The sequence below is a fragment of the Nonomuraea rhizosphaerae genome (assembly GCF_019396405.1).
Classification (GTDB): domain Bacteria; phylum Actinomycetota; class Actinomycetes; order Streptosporangiales; family Streptosporangiaceae; genus Nonomuraea; species Nonomuraea rhizosphaerae.
Window position 1 is genome coordinate 1 of sequence record NZ_JAHKRL010000148.1, and the last position, 14,284, is coordinate 14,284.

A 14,284-nucleotide genomic window follows, 5' to 3' on the forward strand; every position below is an offset into this window, starting at 1 on the left:
GATCGAGTAGGAGGGTGAGGTCGCCTCACCCTCCTCTCACACCACCGGACATGCGGGCCCGCATCCGGCGGTTCGTCAAGCCGTGGTTCTAAGCCTGCGCCAGGTGTTCTGTAGACCCAGCAACCCCAGGTCGTCCCAATGAGCGTTGGTCAGAGCCCGCTGAAGGACGGCCGACCCGGCAATCCGCCAGTACCCTTTGCTGCTGGCAGCCCATTCCCGCGCATTGGCGTCAGGAATGCCCAGCTTGCGCAGGTTCCGGCGTCTTGCCGCGTAGCCCTTCCATTCCTTCCAGCGGATCTGCCGCATCCGGCGGCGTAGCCATTCATCCAGATCACGGAGCCTGCTTGCCAGATCCGCAAGATGGAAATAGGCCATCCACCCAGCGATGAAGGCGTTGAGCCTGTCGATTCTGCAAAACATCGACACACTCCACCGCCGGCTGGTCAACCCCCGGATCCGATCCTCAGACGCTTGATCGCCTGAGGATCGACCCGGATCTTCACACCCGACCGGGTGAAGTAGAACCCGAACCCCAGCAACCTCGCCTCGCGAGCATGCCGGACCGAGGACTTCTCCCGATTCACCTTGAGCTTCAACCGCTGCTCGACCACGACCGTGACCGAATCGAGCACCCTTTGAGCGGCCCGCCTGCTACGCACGAAAACCCGAACATCATCGGCATAGCGCACGAACCGATGACCGCGCCGCCACAACTCCCGGTCCAGATCATCCAGCATGATGTTCGACAAGATCGGCGACAGCGGGGAACCTTGCGGAGCCCCCTCCACCGTCGCCCGGACGATCCCGTCGATCATCACCCCGGCCTCCAGATAAGTCCGGATGATCTTGAGCAACTTGCGGTCAGTGACCTTACGCGCCACCCGCGCCATCAGGACGTCGAAATTGACCCGGTCGAAGAACCGTTCAAGATCGACATCCACAACCCACCGAAGACCGTCATCGATCGCCCGCCGCGCGACCCGCACCGCCTGATGAGCGGACTTGCCGGGACGAAACCCGAACGACGATCCCGAAAAAATGCGGATCGAAGATCGGCACCAGGACCTGCGCAATCGCCTGCTGGATCAACCTGTCCAGCGCAGAGGGCACCCCCAACGCTCGTTCCCCGCCCCCGGGCTTGGGGATCACCACCCGGCGAACCGGCAACGGCCGATACGTGCCCGCGTCCAACGCCTCCCGAACACCCGCCCAGTGCTCACGGATCCACGGACGCAACTGCTCCGTGCTCATCCCGTCCACACCCGGCGCGCCCCGATTGGCCTCCACACGCCTCAACGCCCTGACCAGATTGCCCGGCGAGAGAAACTCCTCCCACACCGACATCTCCAGTCCAGGGATCACGTCCTCCTCAGAAGGCGCCGACCCGCCGCTACGCTCCACCGTGGTACTCACCGGAACTCACCAGCCCCTTCCACCATGGGCCCATGTCCATGGGATGGCTGCGATCAAAGCGACCGGCACGAGCAATCCCGATTCATCCGCTCCACTTGACGTTCGGTCCTTCCCGGCTGATTGTCCGTACCCCTCACCGGTACTACGACCTCTGCTGACTTCTGCCCGATCAGCCCCCACCTCACGACAAGAGCCGTCGGCGCGGCGACAACAACAGCACAACCGACACCCGAACAGATCTCCCCAGGTAAGAACGATCACTTTCCCCCTACGCCCGCCGCGTCTACCTGACGGTCCTGTCGGTGATGACGGGCTTCACCTTCGCGTGCAGGCTCACCCAGACCCATCCGGCCTCATACACGGTTCGCGTTCCTCGGTGCAGGGTTTCGCCTCGGGCTTCCTCCAGACCCCGCCTCACGACGACGCCCTTGCCTCCGGCTCGGAGTCAGCACCACCTCTTCCTCCAGGGGACTTTCACCCCCAAGCGATCGCCCATGCTGGGCGCACACGCGTGAGGCCCGGGGCAACCCGCCCCGGGCCTCGGCGTCGAGATGACTACCGCTTCACCCGGACCCAGTCCCGGCGGCTGCTGTCACCGTAGAAGTCGTCGTCCCCTGCGTAGACGAACTTCCACCAGCCCGACTTCCACGCCTTGACCTTGGCGTACAGTCGGCCGCTGTCGCCCGCCCACGTGGTCTTGACGTACTGCCACTTGTGCGAGCCCGACGGCTTGAAGTACAGGGCGACCTTGCCCGCGTACCCCTCCCAGGACCCGTCGTCGTCGATCTGCAGCCAGCCGCGGAACTTCAGGTAGCGGCCGCGCTTGACCGGCTCCGGGTAGGCGTTGAACTTGACGACCCGGCTGTCGGACCTGTCGACGACCACCGGCGGCGGGGTGGGCTCGACGACCTTGACCCAGTCGGCGTCGCTGACCGAGGCGCGCACGCCCCTGGTGCCCTCGAACACCGCACGCCACCAGCCCGAGGCCTGCGCCGTGGCACTGGCCCAGAAGCGGCCGTCGCGGTTGGTCACGTCGCGGGTGACGTACTCCCAGCGGTGCGAGCCGTCCGCCTTGAAGAAGATCGACACGCGCTGCCCGGGCAGGCCGTGCCGGCCTTCGGCCTGGAGGGTGCCGGTGAAGCTCAGGCGATCGCCCTTGTCCACGGGCTCGGGCGAGGCGTCGAAGCCGGCGATCCTGCTGTCGCGGTCCCGCTTGATCCTGACGTCGACGCGGTCGCTGTCGCTGACGGAGGCCCTGGCCTCCTTGTTCCCGGCGAACTCGGCCCGCCACCAGCCGGTCCTGTCGGCCTTGACGACCGCGCGGAACCAGCCGTTGGAGCCGCTCGTGACGGTGGTGACCTGCCGGTAGGAGTCGTTGCCCCGGGCGCGGAAGGTGATCGCCACGGTGGCGCCACCGTAGCCCTTGCCGTCGGCCAGGAGGCGGCCGCTGAGGCGGATGTCGTCGCCGCGGTTCACGACGTCCGGGTTCGCGCCGAAGTCGCCGATCTTGGTGACGAGAGCCTTCCTGACCTCGAACGTGCCGGTCGTGGAGGCGTCGCCGTCACCGTGGGCGGTGGCCCGGAAGCTCCAGGTTCCGGCGTGCGCGGAGTCGAAGGCCTTGGTGCCGGTCCACCTGACTCCCGTGCCGAGCGGCGAGGAGGTGAGCGTGACCGGGGACTCGACGCTGACCCCGGGCGGCTTGACCATGAGATCGGCCTTGCCTGCGCCCTTGGTGGCGAAGGCGAACTTCACCGTCACCGGCTTGTCGAACACGACGATCGGGGAGGCCGGGTCGAGGGTGACGGCGGTGATGGTCGGTGGCGCCGCGGCGGAGGCCGCCGGTGCCAGGGCGAGTGCCCCTGCCGCTGTCGCGAGCGCGACGGCGGCTACACGGATGCGTTGTAACATGCGGGTTCCTTTCTGGAGCCGCTGGTGTTCAACGCGGCATTGAGGGTGCCACGTGTTCTTGACAGTAAACATTCAGGTTGGGTTCAAAGCTTGTATTTCTGACAATCTGTTATGGATCAGGGTCAATCGGACCGGTCCACAACATGTCCCTCCCGACGGGCAGACGAATCCGCCACCGGGAAGACATAATCGCCTTGTGGCGCGCGACACTGTTGAGACTCATTTCACCCAAGCGGTTGCGATGCTGAAGGTGGGCGCGGCCCGTGATCCCGGCGGGCCGGTGCGCGAGGGCACGTCCCTCACCGGCGAGCAGTGCCGCACCCTCTTCCACCGCCAGCTCGACAGCCGCCTGCTCGACATCGCGGCCCGCTGGCTGCGCGAGCAGGACCAGGGCTTCTACACGATCGGCTCGGCCGGTCACGAGGGCAACGCGGCCGTCGCCGCGGCGGTGCGGGCGGGCGACCCGGCCCTGCTGCACTACCGTTCCGGCGCCTTCTACCTGACCAGGTCCGAGCAGGCCGGGCGGCTGCCCGAGCAGGGCCTGCGCGACGTGCTCATGGGGCTGACCGCCTCGGCGGAGGAGCCGATCGCGGGGGGGCGGCACAAGGTGTTCGGCCACCCTGACCTGGCCGTCATCCCGCAGACCTCAACGATCGCCAGCCACCTGCCGCGCGCGGTGGGCGTCGCGTTCGCGATCGAACGGGCCCGCGCGCTGGAGGTGGCCTCCCAGTGGGAGAACGACGCGATCGCGGTGTGCAGCTTCGGCGACGCCTCGGTCAACCATGCCAGCGCGCTGTCCGGCTTCAACACCGCCTCGTACGCGACGTACCAGGGCATGTCACTGCCGATCCTGTTCGTGTGCGAGGACAACGGCATCGGCATCAGCGTCCGCACGCCGAAGGGCTGGGTGGAGGCGAGCGCGCGGCGGCCCGGCATCGAGTACTTCAGCGCCGACGGCTGCGACCTGGCCGACGCCTACGACACGGCCACGCGCGCGGCGCGGCACGTACGCGAGCGCCGCTCCCCCGCGTTCCTGCACCTCAGCACGGTCAGGCTGATGGGTCACGCCGGTTCGGACGTCGAGTCCTCGTACCGGACGGCGCGGGAGATCCGCCTCGACATGGAACGTGACCCGCTGCTGGCCACCGCGCGGCTGCTGGTCGAGGCCGGGCTGATGACGCCCGACGAGCTGCTCATGCACTACGAGTCCGCGCGCGAGCACGTGCTGCGGATCGCCCTGGAGACCACGCGCAGCCCGCGCCTCGGCTCGGCCAAGGAGGTCATGGAGCCGCTCGCGCCGCGCCGCGCGGAGCTGATCGCCCGGATCAGCCCGGTCGCGGCCGGCTCCGCCGTCAGGGAACGGGCCTTCGCCGGGGCGCTGCCCGAGAACGAGGACAAGCCGCTGACGCTCAGCCAGTCCATCAACCGCACGCTCGCCGACGCGCTGGCCGTCTATCCGGAGATGACGGTGTTCGGGGAGGACGTCGCCAAGAAGGGCGGCGTGTACGGGGTGACGCGGGGGCTGCAGAAGCGGTTCGGCTCGGGCAGGGTGTTCGACACGCTGCTGGACGAGCAGTCGATCCTCGGGCTCGCGCTGGGCTCCGGGCTGTCGAAGCTGCTGCCGGTGCCGGAGATCCAGTACCTGGCGTACCTGCACAACGCGCTCGACCAGCTCCGGGGCGAGGCGTCCACGATGTCGTTCTTCTCCAAGGGCGCCTACCGCAACCCGCTGGTGGTGCGGGTGGCCGGGTACGCCTACCAGAAGGGGTTCGGCGGCCACTTCCACAACGACAACTCCGTCGCCGCGCTGCGTGACATCCCCGGCCTGGTGATCGCCTCGCCGTCGCGGCCCGACGACGCGGCCGCCATGCTGCGCACCTGCCTGGCGGCGGCCCGTACGGAGGGGTCGGTCTGCGTGTTCCTGGAGCCGATCGCGCTCTACAACACCAAGGATCTGTTCGAGGAGGGCGACGGGGGCTGGCTCGCGCCGTACGCGCCGCCGTCGCGCTGGCCCGAGACGCACGTGCCGATCGGCCGGGCGCGCTCGTACGGTGACGGGCGCGACCTGACGATCGTCACCTTCGGCAACGGGGTGCGGATGAGCCTGCGGGCCGCCGTACGCCTGACGCAGGAGGGCTACAGCTGCCGGGTGCTCGACCTGCGCTGGCTGGCGCCGCTGCCGGTGGACGACCTGCTGCGGGCGGCGGAGCTGACCGGCAAGGTGCTGATCGCCGACGAGACCCGCCACACCGGCGGCGTGTCGGAGGGGATCGTGGCCGAGCTGCTGGACGCGGGGTTCTCGGGGCAGATCGCGCGGGTGGCCTCGTCCGACAGCTTCGTCCCGCTCGGCGAGGCGGCCAACCACGTGCTGCTGTCGGAGGAGGAGATCGAGCAGGCGGCCAGGAAGCTCCTGGGGTAGGACTCCTGGCCACCGTTGCACGTCGTCAGTACGCCGAGGCTCCGCCGAACATCTCCCCGACCCGTGACGCCAGCGACACGTCGCCGGTGATCTCCAGGCGGCCCGACATCAGCAGCGATGCCGGGTTCGCCGTGCCCGCCAGGATGCGGACGAGGTCGGCGGCCGGGAGCGACAGCGTGAGCGCGGGGTTGCGCGCCCGCCCCTGGAACGCGCGGGCACGACCGTCGCGCACCCCGATGGTCCACGTCGAACGGGGCAGCAGCCGGAACTCCAGCGCCCCCTCGAACCCGAATGCCTTGTCCGGCCTGAACGAGCGCGCCATGAGCGTGAACACCACCCGCTGCTGACGCGGCCCCAGCCAGCGGGCCAGGTCCTCGTCCGAGCGCCCCGCGACCAGGCGGCCCATGAACTGCTGCCCGGCCAGCCGGGCCCGCCGGCGCACGCCGTTGAGCAGGTCCGCCGGGCTGGGGGCGGGACGGTGGGTGACGCGGGCCAGCTCGGCGGCCTCGTCGATCACGTACGGCTGGGACAGTGTCCTGGCCGGGGAGCGGCGGGCCAGGGCGGCTTCGATGGCCGGAGCGAGTCGCGAAGATTTATCGCGTTCGCGTTCTTCACGGCCTTCGGTGAATGCGGGCAGAACCTTTTTCCCGAACAGCTCCAGGCTTTCACAAATGTGTTCATGACGGTTGGGGCCGGCCTGGAGCACAAAGATCATCTGATCGACGCCGACCGCCTCGTACCGGGCGATGAGGTCGATGAGTTGCTGCGGGCTCCCCAATGCGCCCGCGAGTGGATCAGTTCCCTGCGCCCCCACTCTTGGGCGCTCTTTCGTGAAATTTCGCCATATATCGCTATTACCTGGGGTGTGTTTGGACGGCCCATAATAATGCGCCAGAGCGTAGGCGAAGAACGCGGCCCCGAGCCCGCCCCGGCGTCGCGCCTCGGCCGGGTCCTCGTGACACATCATGGGCAGCACGATCGCCAGGTTGGCGTTGACCGCGAAGCCGGCGGGCACGCACTCCTCCGACTCCAGCAGCCTGTAGTAATCCCGCGACCACTTGCCCGCGTCCTCCGGATGGACGAACGCGAACGACAGCGCCCCGATCCCGTTGCGCGCCGCCAGGTGAATCGTCTCGCGCCGCGAGCACGCCACCCACAGCGGCGGGTGCGGCTTCTGCACGGTCTTGGGGATCACGTTGCGCGGCGGCATCCGCAGGTACGGCGAGTGCCATCCGGCAAAGGGCTCCTCCACGAACATCCGGGTGACGGCGTCGAGGGAGTCCTGCCACATGTCCCGTTTGCGCTCCCGGTCCACGCCGAACCCGCCCAGCTCCGCCGCCGAGCTGGCCTCCCCGGTGCCGAAGTCCACCCGGCCGCCCGAGACCAGGTCGAGCGTCGCCACCCGCTCGGCGACCCGGGCGGGATGGTTGACCGGTGACGGCGCCTGGACGATGCCGTGGCCGAGGCGGATGTTGCTGGTGCGCTGCGAGGCAGCGGCCAGGAACACCTCGGGGGCCGAGGAGTGTGAGTACTCCTCCAGGAAATGGTGCTCGACTTCCCATACGTAATCGAACCCCACCCGATCGGCTATCTCGATCTGCTCGAGAGCGTCTGCGTACAGCCGCTGCTCGCTGTCCCGCTCCCATGGGCGGGGCAGCTGATGCTCGTAGAAGATTCCGAATCGCACATCCTGGACGCTAGGCGCGTGCTCGCTCCAGAGCAACATTCTACTGGGAGAATGTTCGCGAGCTTTCCTCCACGGTACGCCTCGGACGGCTGTTCGCGCAGCTCCGGCGGGGTGCGGGCGTGTCGCGGGGCGCCGTGGGAACGGTCGGGTGGATCGAGACCGTCACCTTCGAGGCCCGGTAGGCGTCACAGCCAGTCGCGGCGTTTGAAGACCGTGTACAGGATGGTGCAGACGGCGGCCATGAGCACGACGGCGAACGGGTAGCCGAGCACCCAGTGCGTCTCCGGCATGAAGTCGAAGTTCATCCCGTAGATGGTCCCGACCAGCGTCGGGGCGAACAGGATTGCGGCCCAGGCGGAAATCTTCTTGACCTCCTCGCCCTGCTGGATGCTGGCCTGGGTCATCTTGGCCATCTCGGCGTTCTGGGCCTGGGTGACGAGGGTGGAGTTGACCAGCAGGATGTCCTGGAGCATCTGGCGGAAGGAGGCGACGCGCTCGTTGACGGTGATCGCGTGGTCGGCCACGTCGCGCAGGTAGCTCTGCAGCTCGTCGTTGACGCCGTACTTGGCGGCGCCGGCGATGAAGCCGTCGATCATGCGCACGAGCGGCGCGGTGGCCCGCTGGAACTCGATCACCTCGCCGGACAGCTCGTAGACGCGGCGGGAGACGGACGGGTCGCCGCCGAACACCTGGGCCTCGATCTCCTCGATGTCCTTCTGCAGCCCGGCGACGACCGGGGCGTAGCCGTCGACGACCGCGTCGAGGATGGCGTACAGGACGGCCTGCGGGCCCTGGCGCAGCAGGTCGGGGTCGGACTCCATGCGCTTGCGCACGGACTGCAGGTCGGGCGCCTCGGCGTGGCGCACGGTGATCACGAAGTTGGCGCCGACGAAGACGTGCAGCTCGCCGAACGCGACCTCCTCGACGTCGTCGAGGTAGCGGGCGGCGCGCAGCACGACGAACAGCATGTCGCCGTAGCGGTCGGCCTTGGGCCGCTGGGAGCCGACGATGGCGTCCTCGATGGCCAGCGGGTGCAGCTCGAACTCCTCGGCGAGCTTGGCCAGCTCCCAGTCCTTGGGCCGGTAGAGGCCGATCCAGGCCAGGCTGCCGGGCAGCCGCTTCAGGCACTGGAAGGCGTCGCCCAGCGAGCCGGGGTTGTCGACGCGTTTGCCGTCCTGGTAGACGGCGTTGTCGATGACGGTCGGGCGGTAGGGCGGCTCCTCGGGAGCGCGCGGGTTCATCGAGTGTTCGGGGGCCGGCTCGCGGGGGCGTTCACCGCGCCCGAAGTTCATCAGCCGTGCCATCGTCGCCTCCTGCTCGATGCCGTCTACTCGATGTCATCTACTCGATGTCGTCGAACTTGACGCCGTCCTGCTTGACCCCGTTACGCGAGACGTCGTCGAGCGCGCGGGTCGCCCTGTCCCTGATCGTCTTGCGCCACATGGGCGTCCACCCGAACAGCAGCCCGTGCGGCCTGCCCAGCGCCATCCGCGACCATCGTTTGAAGTCGAACTCGTCGTGATGCCTGACGATCAGCTCGTCCTCGAACCGGAACAGCGCGTCGATCTCGTTCACCACCTGCCGGCCCGTGCTGGAGAAGGTGTAGCGGGAGGTCCAGTGCGCGGTGCCGGTGAAGTCGTCGGCCGTCACGTCGCGGAACTCCGAGCGCAGCCCGTCGCGCACGCCGAGCTGGAGGCGCCACATCGCCATCACCCTGTCCCTGCCCTCCACCTCCTGGAAGAGCGGGTCGCCGAAGCTCACCTCCGGGTGGTAGCAGCTCTCCATGGCCGCGTAGTCGGCGCGGCCGAGTGCCTCGTAGAAGGCGCTGATGAGCGCCACGTTCCGATCGTTCACCCTGCTCATCAGATCATCATGGCCGAACCGTTGTGCCAGCATACGGCCCTCAGCCAATCGTCTCCCAGGTCAAGCCGGTGAAGGGCGCGCAGCTGGTGCGCGTACGTGTAGGGAATTGTCGGGAAATCAGTGCCGAGCACCACCTTCCCCGCGAGACCCAGATCAAGCAGCGCCGGGCGCAACCGGTCAGGGAACGGCATCCGCCGCAGCGAGAAGTCGGTGAACGCCATGGTCGTGTCGAGCGCGACCCGCTCGTAGCGGGCGGCCAGCTCGAAGAACGGGTCGTACTCGGGCATGCCGAGGTGCGCGATCACCACGCGCAGGCGCGGGTGCCTGCGCAGCACCTCGCCGATCGGCTCGCCGCCGAGGAACCCGCTGCCGACCGGCACGGAGCTGGCGTGCACGACCACCGGAGGGCCCGCCTCGGCCAGCAGGCCCCAGATCTCGTCCAGCTCGGGCGCCCTCGGGTCGAACGCGCCGACCTGGAGGTGCACCTTGAAGATCCGCGCGCCCCGGTCGAGGGCGGCGCGCACGTACGCGGGCGCGCCGGGCTCCGGGTAGAACGTCGCCGACGGCAGGCAGCCCGGGGTGCGGGCGGCGAAGTCGAGCGTCCAGTCGTTGAGGTCGGCGGCCATGTCGGCCTTGTGGGCATAGGCGAGGGCGGGGAAGGCGCGGACGCCGAGCGCGCGCAGATGGGCGACGCGCTCCTCCACCGGCAGCCGGTAGCGGATCTTCCAGCCGTCGCCCATGAGCGGGCCGCCGTTGTCGAAGTGGTGCCAGACCCGGCGTTCCATACGCTCGGGCAGAAAATGCACATGCAGGTCGATCAGCCCCGGCAGTCCCAGCCGTCGCCACCAGCCGGGCACCTCCGCATCAGAATCATGTTCTGTGAGCACGGCGGAGACTTTACCCCGATAGGGTCATACCTCGATGGACAAGCTCTGGGCACACCTGATCGAGGTCCAGCCCGCCCCCGACCCGTGGGTCGTTCTGGTCTCGGCTCTCGCCGCGCTCGCGATCGTCAGCTTCCGCGTGTCCTGGCAGGTGTCCAGGGGACTGATCACGATCGCCCACGAGGGCGGCCACGCGCTGATGGCGCTGGTCACCCGCCGCAAGCTGGAGGGCATCCGGCTGCACTCCGACACCTCGGGCGTCACGCTGACCAGGGGCCGGCCGAACGGTCCCGGCATGGTGCTGACCGCCCTGGCGGGCTACCTGGCGCCGTCGCTGCTGGGGCTGGCCGCCGCGTGGCTCACCGAGCAGGGGCGCATCACGCTGCTCATGTGGACGGTGCTGCTCTTCCTGGTGTGCATGCTGCTGCTGATCCGCAACCTGTACGGGGCGCTGATCCTGCTGGCGACCGGCGGAGCGGTGTTCGCCCTGTCCATGTACGCGCCGGAGAGCGCCCAGCAGGTCGTGGCGCTGGTGGCGGTCTGGTTCCTGCTGTTCGGCGGGGTCCGGCCGATCATCGAGCTGCAGCGCAAGCGGCGCCGGCGGCAGGCGCGCGACTCCGACGCCGACCAGCTGGCCCGGCTGACGATCCTGCCCGGCGGCTTCTACGTGTTCTTCTTCCTGGTCGTGGCGGGTGCGTCGGTGGTCGGCGGGGCATACCTGATGAATCCGCTCTAGCACCCTCTCGCCCCGATAAATCGCATTAAACTCGCCTTTAACAGGGGGGAGTACGGTGCTGCCAGTCGAGGACGCGCCCGGTTACCGGGTACTCGATCAGGCCGGCCAGGGCGGGTTCGCCATCGTCTACCGCGCCTACCAGGAGCGCCTCGACAGGGTCGTGGCGTTGAAAGTGCTGTCCGTGGACCGGGTGGACCAGCGGACCATGCGCAGATTCCAGCGCGAGCTCCAGCTCACCGGGCGGCTGACCGGCCACCCGAACGTCGTGACCGTCTTCGACACCGGCGTGACCCACTCCGGCAAGCCGTACATCGCCATGGACTTCTTCGAGAACGGCTCGCTGCGCGACAAGGTCCGCCGCGAGGGGCCGCTGCCCTTGGCCGAGGTGCTGCGCGCGGGCGTCAAGCTGGCCGGGGCGCTGGCCGCCGTGCACGAAGCGGGCGTCCTGCACGGCGACATCAAGCCGCAGAACATCCTCATCTCCCGGTACGGGGAGCCCGCCGTCGCCGACTTCGGCGTGGCCAGGGTCGTCGACTCCTCGGAGATCTCGGCGACGGCGCAGGCGTTCACGCCGCTGCACGCCGCGCCGGAGGTGCTGACCGGGCAGCCGCACTCCGCCTCGACCGACATCTACTCGCTCGGCTCGACCCTCTACCACCTGCTGGCCGGGCAGCCCGCCTTCCACAGCCCCACGGATCCGTCGATCGCGCCGCTGATGTACCGGGTGCTGAGCGCCGCGCCGCCGCCGCTGGGCCGCTCCGACGTGCCGGGCCCCGTCTTCGAGGCGGTGCTGCGGGCGATGGCCAAGCAGCCCGAGGCGCGGTACGGGTCGGCGCGGGAGTTCGCGCAGCGGCTGCAGGCGTTGCAGGGCGAGCTGGGGCTGCCGATGACGGACCTGCTCGGCCAGGACGCCGGGCCGTCGCCGGGGCGCCCGTACCCGGACGCGGGAGGGGCCGTGACGGGGGGTGTGCCGACCGGCGGCATGCCCACGGCCGGCCCCACCAGCGGGGGGCAGCCGACGAACGGCCCCTTCGGCGGGATGCCGCCGGCCGGTGGCGCGGGCGGGATGGCCACGGGGGCGCGCATGCCCGCCCCCTCGCCGCCGCCGAACACGGCCGGCCATCCGGCCAGCCCGCCGACCGGTCATCCGCCGTCCGGCCCCTACGCGCCGGGGCCGCAGCACGGGGCACTCACCGGTGGCCCATTCAGCCCGGACGGGTCGCAGATGCCGACCACCTACTACGCGCCTAACCCCGCGCAGCCCGCCTACCCGCCTGAGGCCGCCTATCCCCCGCAGGGCGGCCCGTCCGGCGTGGCGGCGGGGCCGGCGCCCGGACGGCTGCGGGTGCGGGCGGCGATCGGCGCGGCCGTGGCGATCGTGGTGCTCGCGGGCTCCGGTTTCGCCGTCTACCTGTCCCGGCAGCAGGCCGGCCCCGTGGCGGCCGACCCGAAGTCCTCCCTGCCGCCGTCCGATGCCCCCCGGGACACCGGCACCATCGACAACGACGCCCTGGCCGCCCTGGCGCCGCGCAAGGTGCGGGCGGACGACCAGGGCACGCTGGTGGAGCTGCGCTGGGCGCTGCCCGCGGCGGCCGCCCGCTACCCGGTCGTGGTGCAGCGCTCCCCCGTCAAGCAGAACGAGCAGGCGATCACCGCCCTGGAGCCCGGCGCGACCTCGACCCGCGTGGCCGGCCTGGACCCGGACATCGGGTACTGCTTCGTGGTCGGCGTCCCGCTGCAGATCTCGCAGGCGAGCAAGGTCGCCTGGTCCAAGCCGGTCTGCGTACGGGGCGCCGTGGCCAAGACCGGCTGAGGCGCCGGAAACCGGCCTCGCGGGACCGGCCTCGCGAAACCGGCCTCGCGGGATCAGCCGAGGAAGCGCCTGACGTCGGCCACCTCATCGTCCAGCAGCCCGGACGGCAGCTCGCCGAACGGGGACACCGTCACCTCGGCCCCCTTGCGTCCCCACACCCCGGCGACCGTGCCGCCGACGATCACGACGGGCCGCAGGATCCCGCCGCCGGGGAACACCTTCCGCGCGTGCTCGGCAGGCAGGATCGGGTCGCGGCTCCTCCACCCCAGCAGGTACTCGTCGAACGCGGGCGCCAGCCGTACGACGTCACCATCGGGCACGGCGGCGGGCCGTACGCCGGCGAGGGCCCAGGCGGCGCGGGCGGCGCGCAGGGGCAGGCCCGACCAGGCGGCCAGGTCCTCGGGCTCCGACGGCAGGTGGGCGTGGCGGTAGCGGCGGGCCAGCTCGGCGAGCGCGCGTTCCCTGTCCGGCTCGGGGACGATGGGGGCGCCGAGCCAGTCGGCGGCGTGCACGTACGTCGGCTTGCCGCCGCGCGGCGGGCCGAGCACGGCGAGGCCGTGGAAGGCGGCCAGGCCGACCAGGTGCACGATGCCCTGGCCGCTCGCCCTGCCCGCCAGGCGTCCGGCCAGGTCGGCCTTGGTGAGCGGGCCCTGTCCCGCGAGAGCGCGCTCGATGAGCGGGAGCAGGTCGTCGCCGGTCACGCCCTCCTGCCGGAGCCGGCGCAGGATGCCGGTGCTGCTGCGGGTGAGGGCGTGGACCCACGGGACGTCGTCGGCGTGGACGAAGTGCAGGGTGCCGCGCGGGCCCCACATGCGGACGATCTCCCGCGACCGCCAGGCCGCCTCGACGTCCGCCACGGTGAGGGTGGCCGATCGGGCGCGGAAGGCGAGGTAGGCGGAGGTGATGTCCTGGGCCTGCACGGCGAGCAGGCGCCGGACGATCTCGCCCGCCGTCAGGTCCGGCGGGCGGTGCAGGAGTTGGGCCTGCACGCTTCTCGTCGTCATCGGGCTTCTCCTGTCCGGCCTGGTCAGCGTAGGAGGAGGCGCCGGCGGAGGCGGGCGGTCAGAGGGGTGCGGGCGCGGACGGCGCGGCGGACGGCGTCGCTGCGCCGCCACGCCTCGTCGGCGGCCTCCTGGGCGACCTCCTCGGGCGCGTAGCGAACGAAGTTGGAAATGTCGGCGAGCGGACGTAGATGGTCGGAAATATCGTGTGATGATGGGGCGCCCCCGCTGGGAGCCGTCTCGTTCGCGGCACGGCCGGGCCCGTTCGCGGCGCGGGCCAGCACGTCCTCCGCCGTCAGCGCGCGCTCCCCCTTCAGCCCCAGGTCGTCGCAGGCCTGCCACCACGCGCCCAGCACCCGCTGCTCGGCCCCGGCCACCCGCCGCCGCGCCCGCCTGCGCCACCACGGCAGCGCCATCGCCGTGATCCCGTACAGCACCAGCACCCCCGCGCCCGCCGCCGGGATGATCACCCACAGCGGCGGCCCGGCCGAGGGCCGCTCGCCGTTGCCGGCGGTGGGCCGCTGGTCGGCCTTGGGCTTGTTCACGGTGCCCTGGGTGAA

Annotated in this window: 12 protein-coding genes and 1 pseudogene; 3 read left to right on the forward strand and 10 right to left on the reverse strand. The window is 70.3% G+C overall.

Annotated elements, in window-relative coordinates; all coding sequences use genetic code 11:
• Positions 1-75: 75 nt before the first annotated feature.
• The 4 genes from KME77_RS07165 to KME77_RS07180 form a co-directional block, all read right to left on the reverse strand.
• A complete protein-coding gene (locus tag KME77_RS07165; protein WP_246609343.1) occupies positions 76-420 on the reverse strand; it encodes a group II intron maturase-specific domain-containing protein in 345 nt (114 codons plus the stop codon).
• 23 nt (positions 421-443) lie between these two features.
• Complete coding sequence (locus KME77_RS07170) at positions 444-986, reverse strand: reverse transcriptase domain-containing protein (RefSeq protein WP_308250598.1); 543 nt, start codon at positions 984-986, stop codon at positions 444-446.
• Positions 958-1,362: a reverse transcriptase family protein gene (locus tag KME77_RS07175; protein ID WP_219463202.1), complete on the reverse strand. Its 405-nt coding sequence runs from the start codon at positions 1,360-1,362 to the stop codon at positions 958-960. The genes KME77_RS07170 and KME77_RS07175 overlap by 29 nt, the downstream gene beginning before the upstream one ends.
• Positions 1,363-1,968: 606 nt before the next feature.
• Entirely contained in the window at positions 1,969-3,321 is a 1,353-nt protein-coding gene (locus KME77_RS07180; RefSeq protein ID WP_219463181.1) for a hypothetical protein, read from the reverse strand.
• A 241-nt stretch (positions 3,322-3,562) separates the two neighbouring features.
• Between KME77_RS07180 and KME77_RS07185 the strand changes: the two genes are divergently transcribed.
• The gene (locus tag KME77_RS07185) at positions 3,563-5,740 is read left to right on the forward strand and encodes a thiamine pyrophosphate-dependent enzyme (RefSeq protein ID WP_246609344.1); all 2,178 of its coding nucleotides are present in this window, start codon (positions 3,563-3,565) and stop codon (positions 5,738-5,740) included.
• A gap of 25 nt (positions 5,741-5,765) precedes the next feature.
• Here KME77_RS07185 and KME77_RS07190 read toward each other — a convergent pair whose 3' ends face one another.
• The 4 genes from KME77_RS07190 to KME77_RS07205 all read right to left on the reverse strand — a co-directional run bounded on the left by KME77_RS07190 (position 5,766) and on the right by KME77_RS07205 (position 10,177).
• On the reverse strand, positions 5,766-7,427 hold the full coding sequence (locus KME77_RS07190) for an LLM class flavin-dependent oxidoreductase (RefSeq protein ID WP_219463186.1): 1,662 nt from the start codon (positions 7,425-7,427) through the stop codon (positions 5,766-5,768).
• Between the two features lie 185 nt (positions 7,428-7,612).
• A complete protein-coding gene (locus tag KME77_RS07195) occupies positions 7,613-8,731 on the reverse strand; it encodes a magnesium and cobalt transport protein CorA (protein WP_219463188.1) in 1,119 nt (372 codons plus the stop codon).
• 37 nt (positions 8,732-8,768) lie between these two features.
• Positions 8,769-9,290: a nuclear transport factor 2 family protein gene (locus tag KME77_RS07200; protein WP_219463190.1), complete on the reverse strand. Its 522-nt coding sequence runs from the start codon at positions 9,288-9,290 to the stop codon at positions 8,769-8,771.
• Entirely contained in the window at positions 9,290-10,177 is an 888-nt protein-coding gene (locus KME77_RS07205; RefSeq protein ID WP_308250599.1) for an amidohydrolase family protein, read from the reverse strand. Before KME77_RS07205 ends, KME77_RS07200 begins: the two co-directional genes overlap by 1 nt.
• Before the next feature lie 34 nt (positions 10,178-10,211).
• Between KME77_RS07205 and KME77_RS07210 the strand changes: the two genes are divergently transcribed.
• Complete coding sequence (locus KME77_RS07210) at positions 10,212-10,910, forward strand: M50 family metallopeptidase (RefSeq protein ID WP_219463191.1); 699 nt, start codon at positions 10,212-10,214, stop codon at positions 10,908-10,910.
• A 55-nt stretch (positions 10,911-10,965) separates the two neighbouring features.
• A complete protein-coding gene (locus KME77_RS07215) occupies positions 10,966-12,723 on the forward strand; it encodes a serine/threonine-protein kinase (RefSeq protein ID WP_219463194.1) in 1,758 nt (585 codons plus the stop codon).
• Between the two features lie 53 nt (positions 12,724-12,776).
• Here the strand turns inward: KME77_RS07215 and KME77_RS07220 are convergent, their stop codons facing one another.
• Positions 12,777-13,727, reverse strand: a complete 951-nt coding sequence (locus KME77_RS07220) for a winged helix DNA-binding domain-containing protein (RefSeq protein WP_219463195.1) — start codon at positions 13,725-13,727, stop codon at positions 12,777-12,779.
• A 23-nt stretch (positions 13,728-13,750) separates the two neighbouring features.
• Positions 13,751-14,284 (reverse strand): annotated as a pseudogene (locus KME77_RS07225) (hypothetical protein); the annotation flags it as partial.

Bases quoted from the DNA above. Each gene is read 5' to 3' on its own strand.
- KME77_RS07195 (WP_219463188.1), bottom strand. From the start codon at position 8,731: ATGGCACGGCTGATGAACTTCGGGCGCGGTGAACGCCCCCGCGAGCCG.
- KME77_RS07165 (WP_246609343.1), bottom strand. From the start codon at position 420: ATGTTTTGCAGAATCGACAGGCTCAACGCCTTCATCGCTGGGTGGATG.
- KME77_RS07180 (WP_219463181.1), bottom strand. From the start codon at position 3,321: ATGTTACAACGCATCCGTGTAGCCGCCGTCGCGCTCGCGACAGCGGCA.
- KME77_RS07210 (WP_219463191.1), top strand. From the start codon at position 10,212: ATGGACAAGCTCTGGGCACACCTGATCGAGGTCCAGCCCGCCCCCGAC.
- KME77_RS07185 (WP_246609344.1), top strand. From the start codon at position 3,563: ATGCTGAAGGTGGGCGCGGCCCGTGATCCCGGCGGGCCGGTGCGCGAG.
- KME77_RS07220 (WP_219463195.1), bottom strand. From the start codon at position 13,727: ATGACGACGAGAAGCGTGCAGGCCCAACTCCTGCACCGCCCGCCGGAC.
- KME77_RS07200 (WP_219463190.1), bottom strand. From the start codon at position 9,290: ATGAGCAGGGTGAACGATCGGAACGTGGCGCTCATCAGCGCCTTCTAC.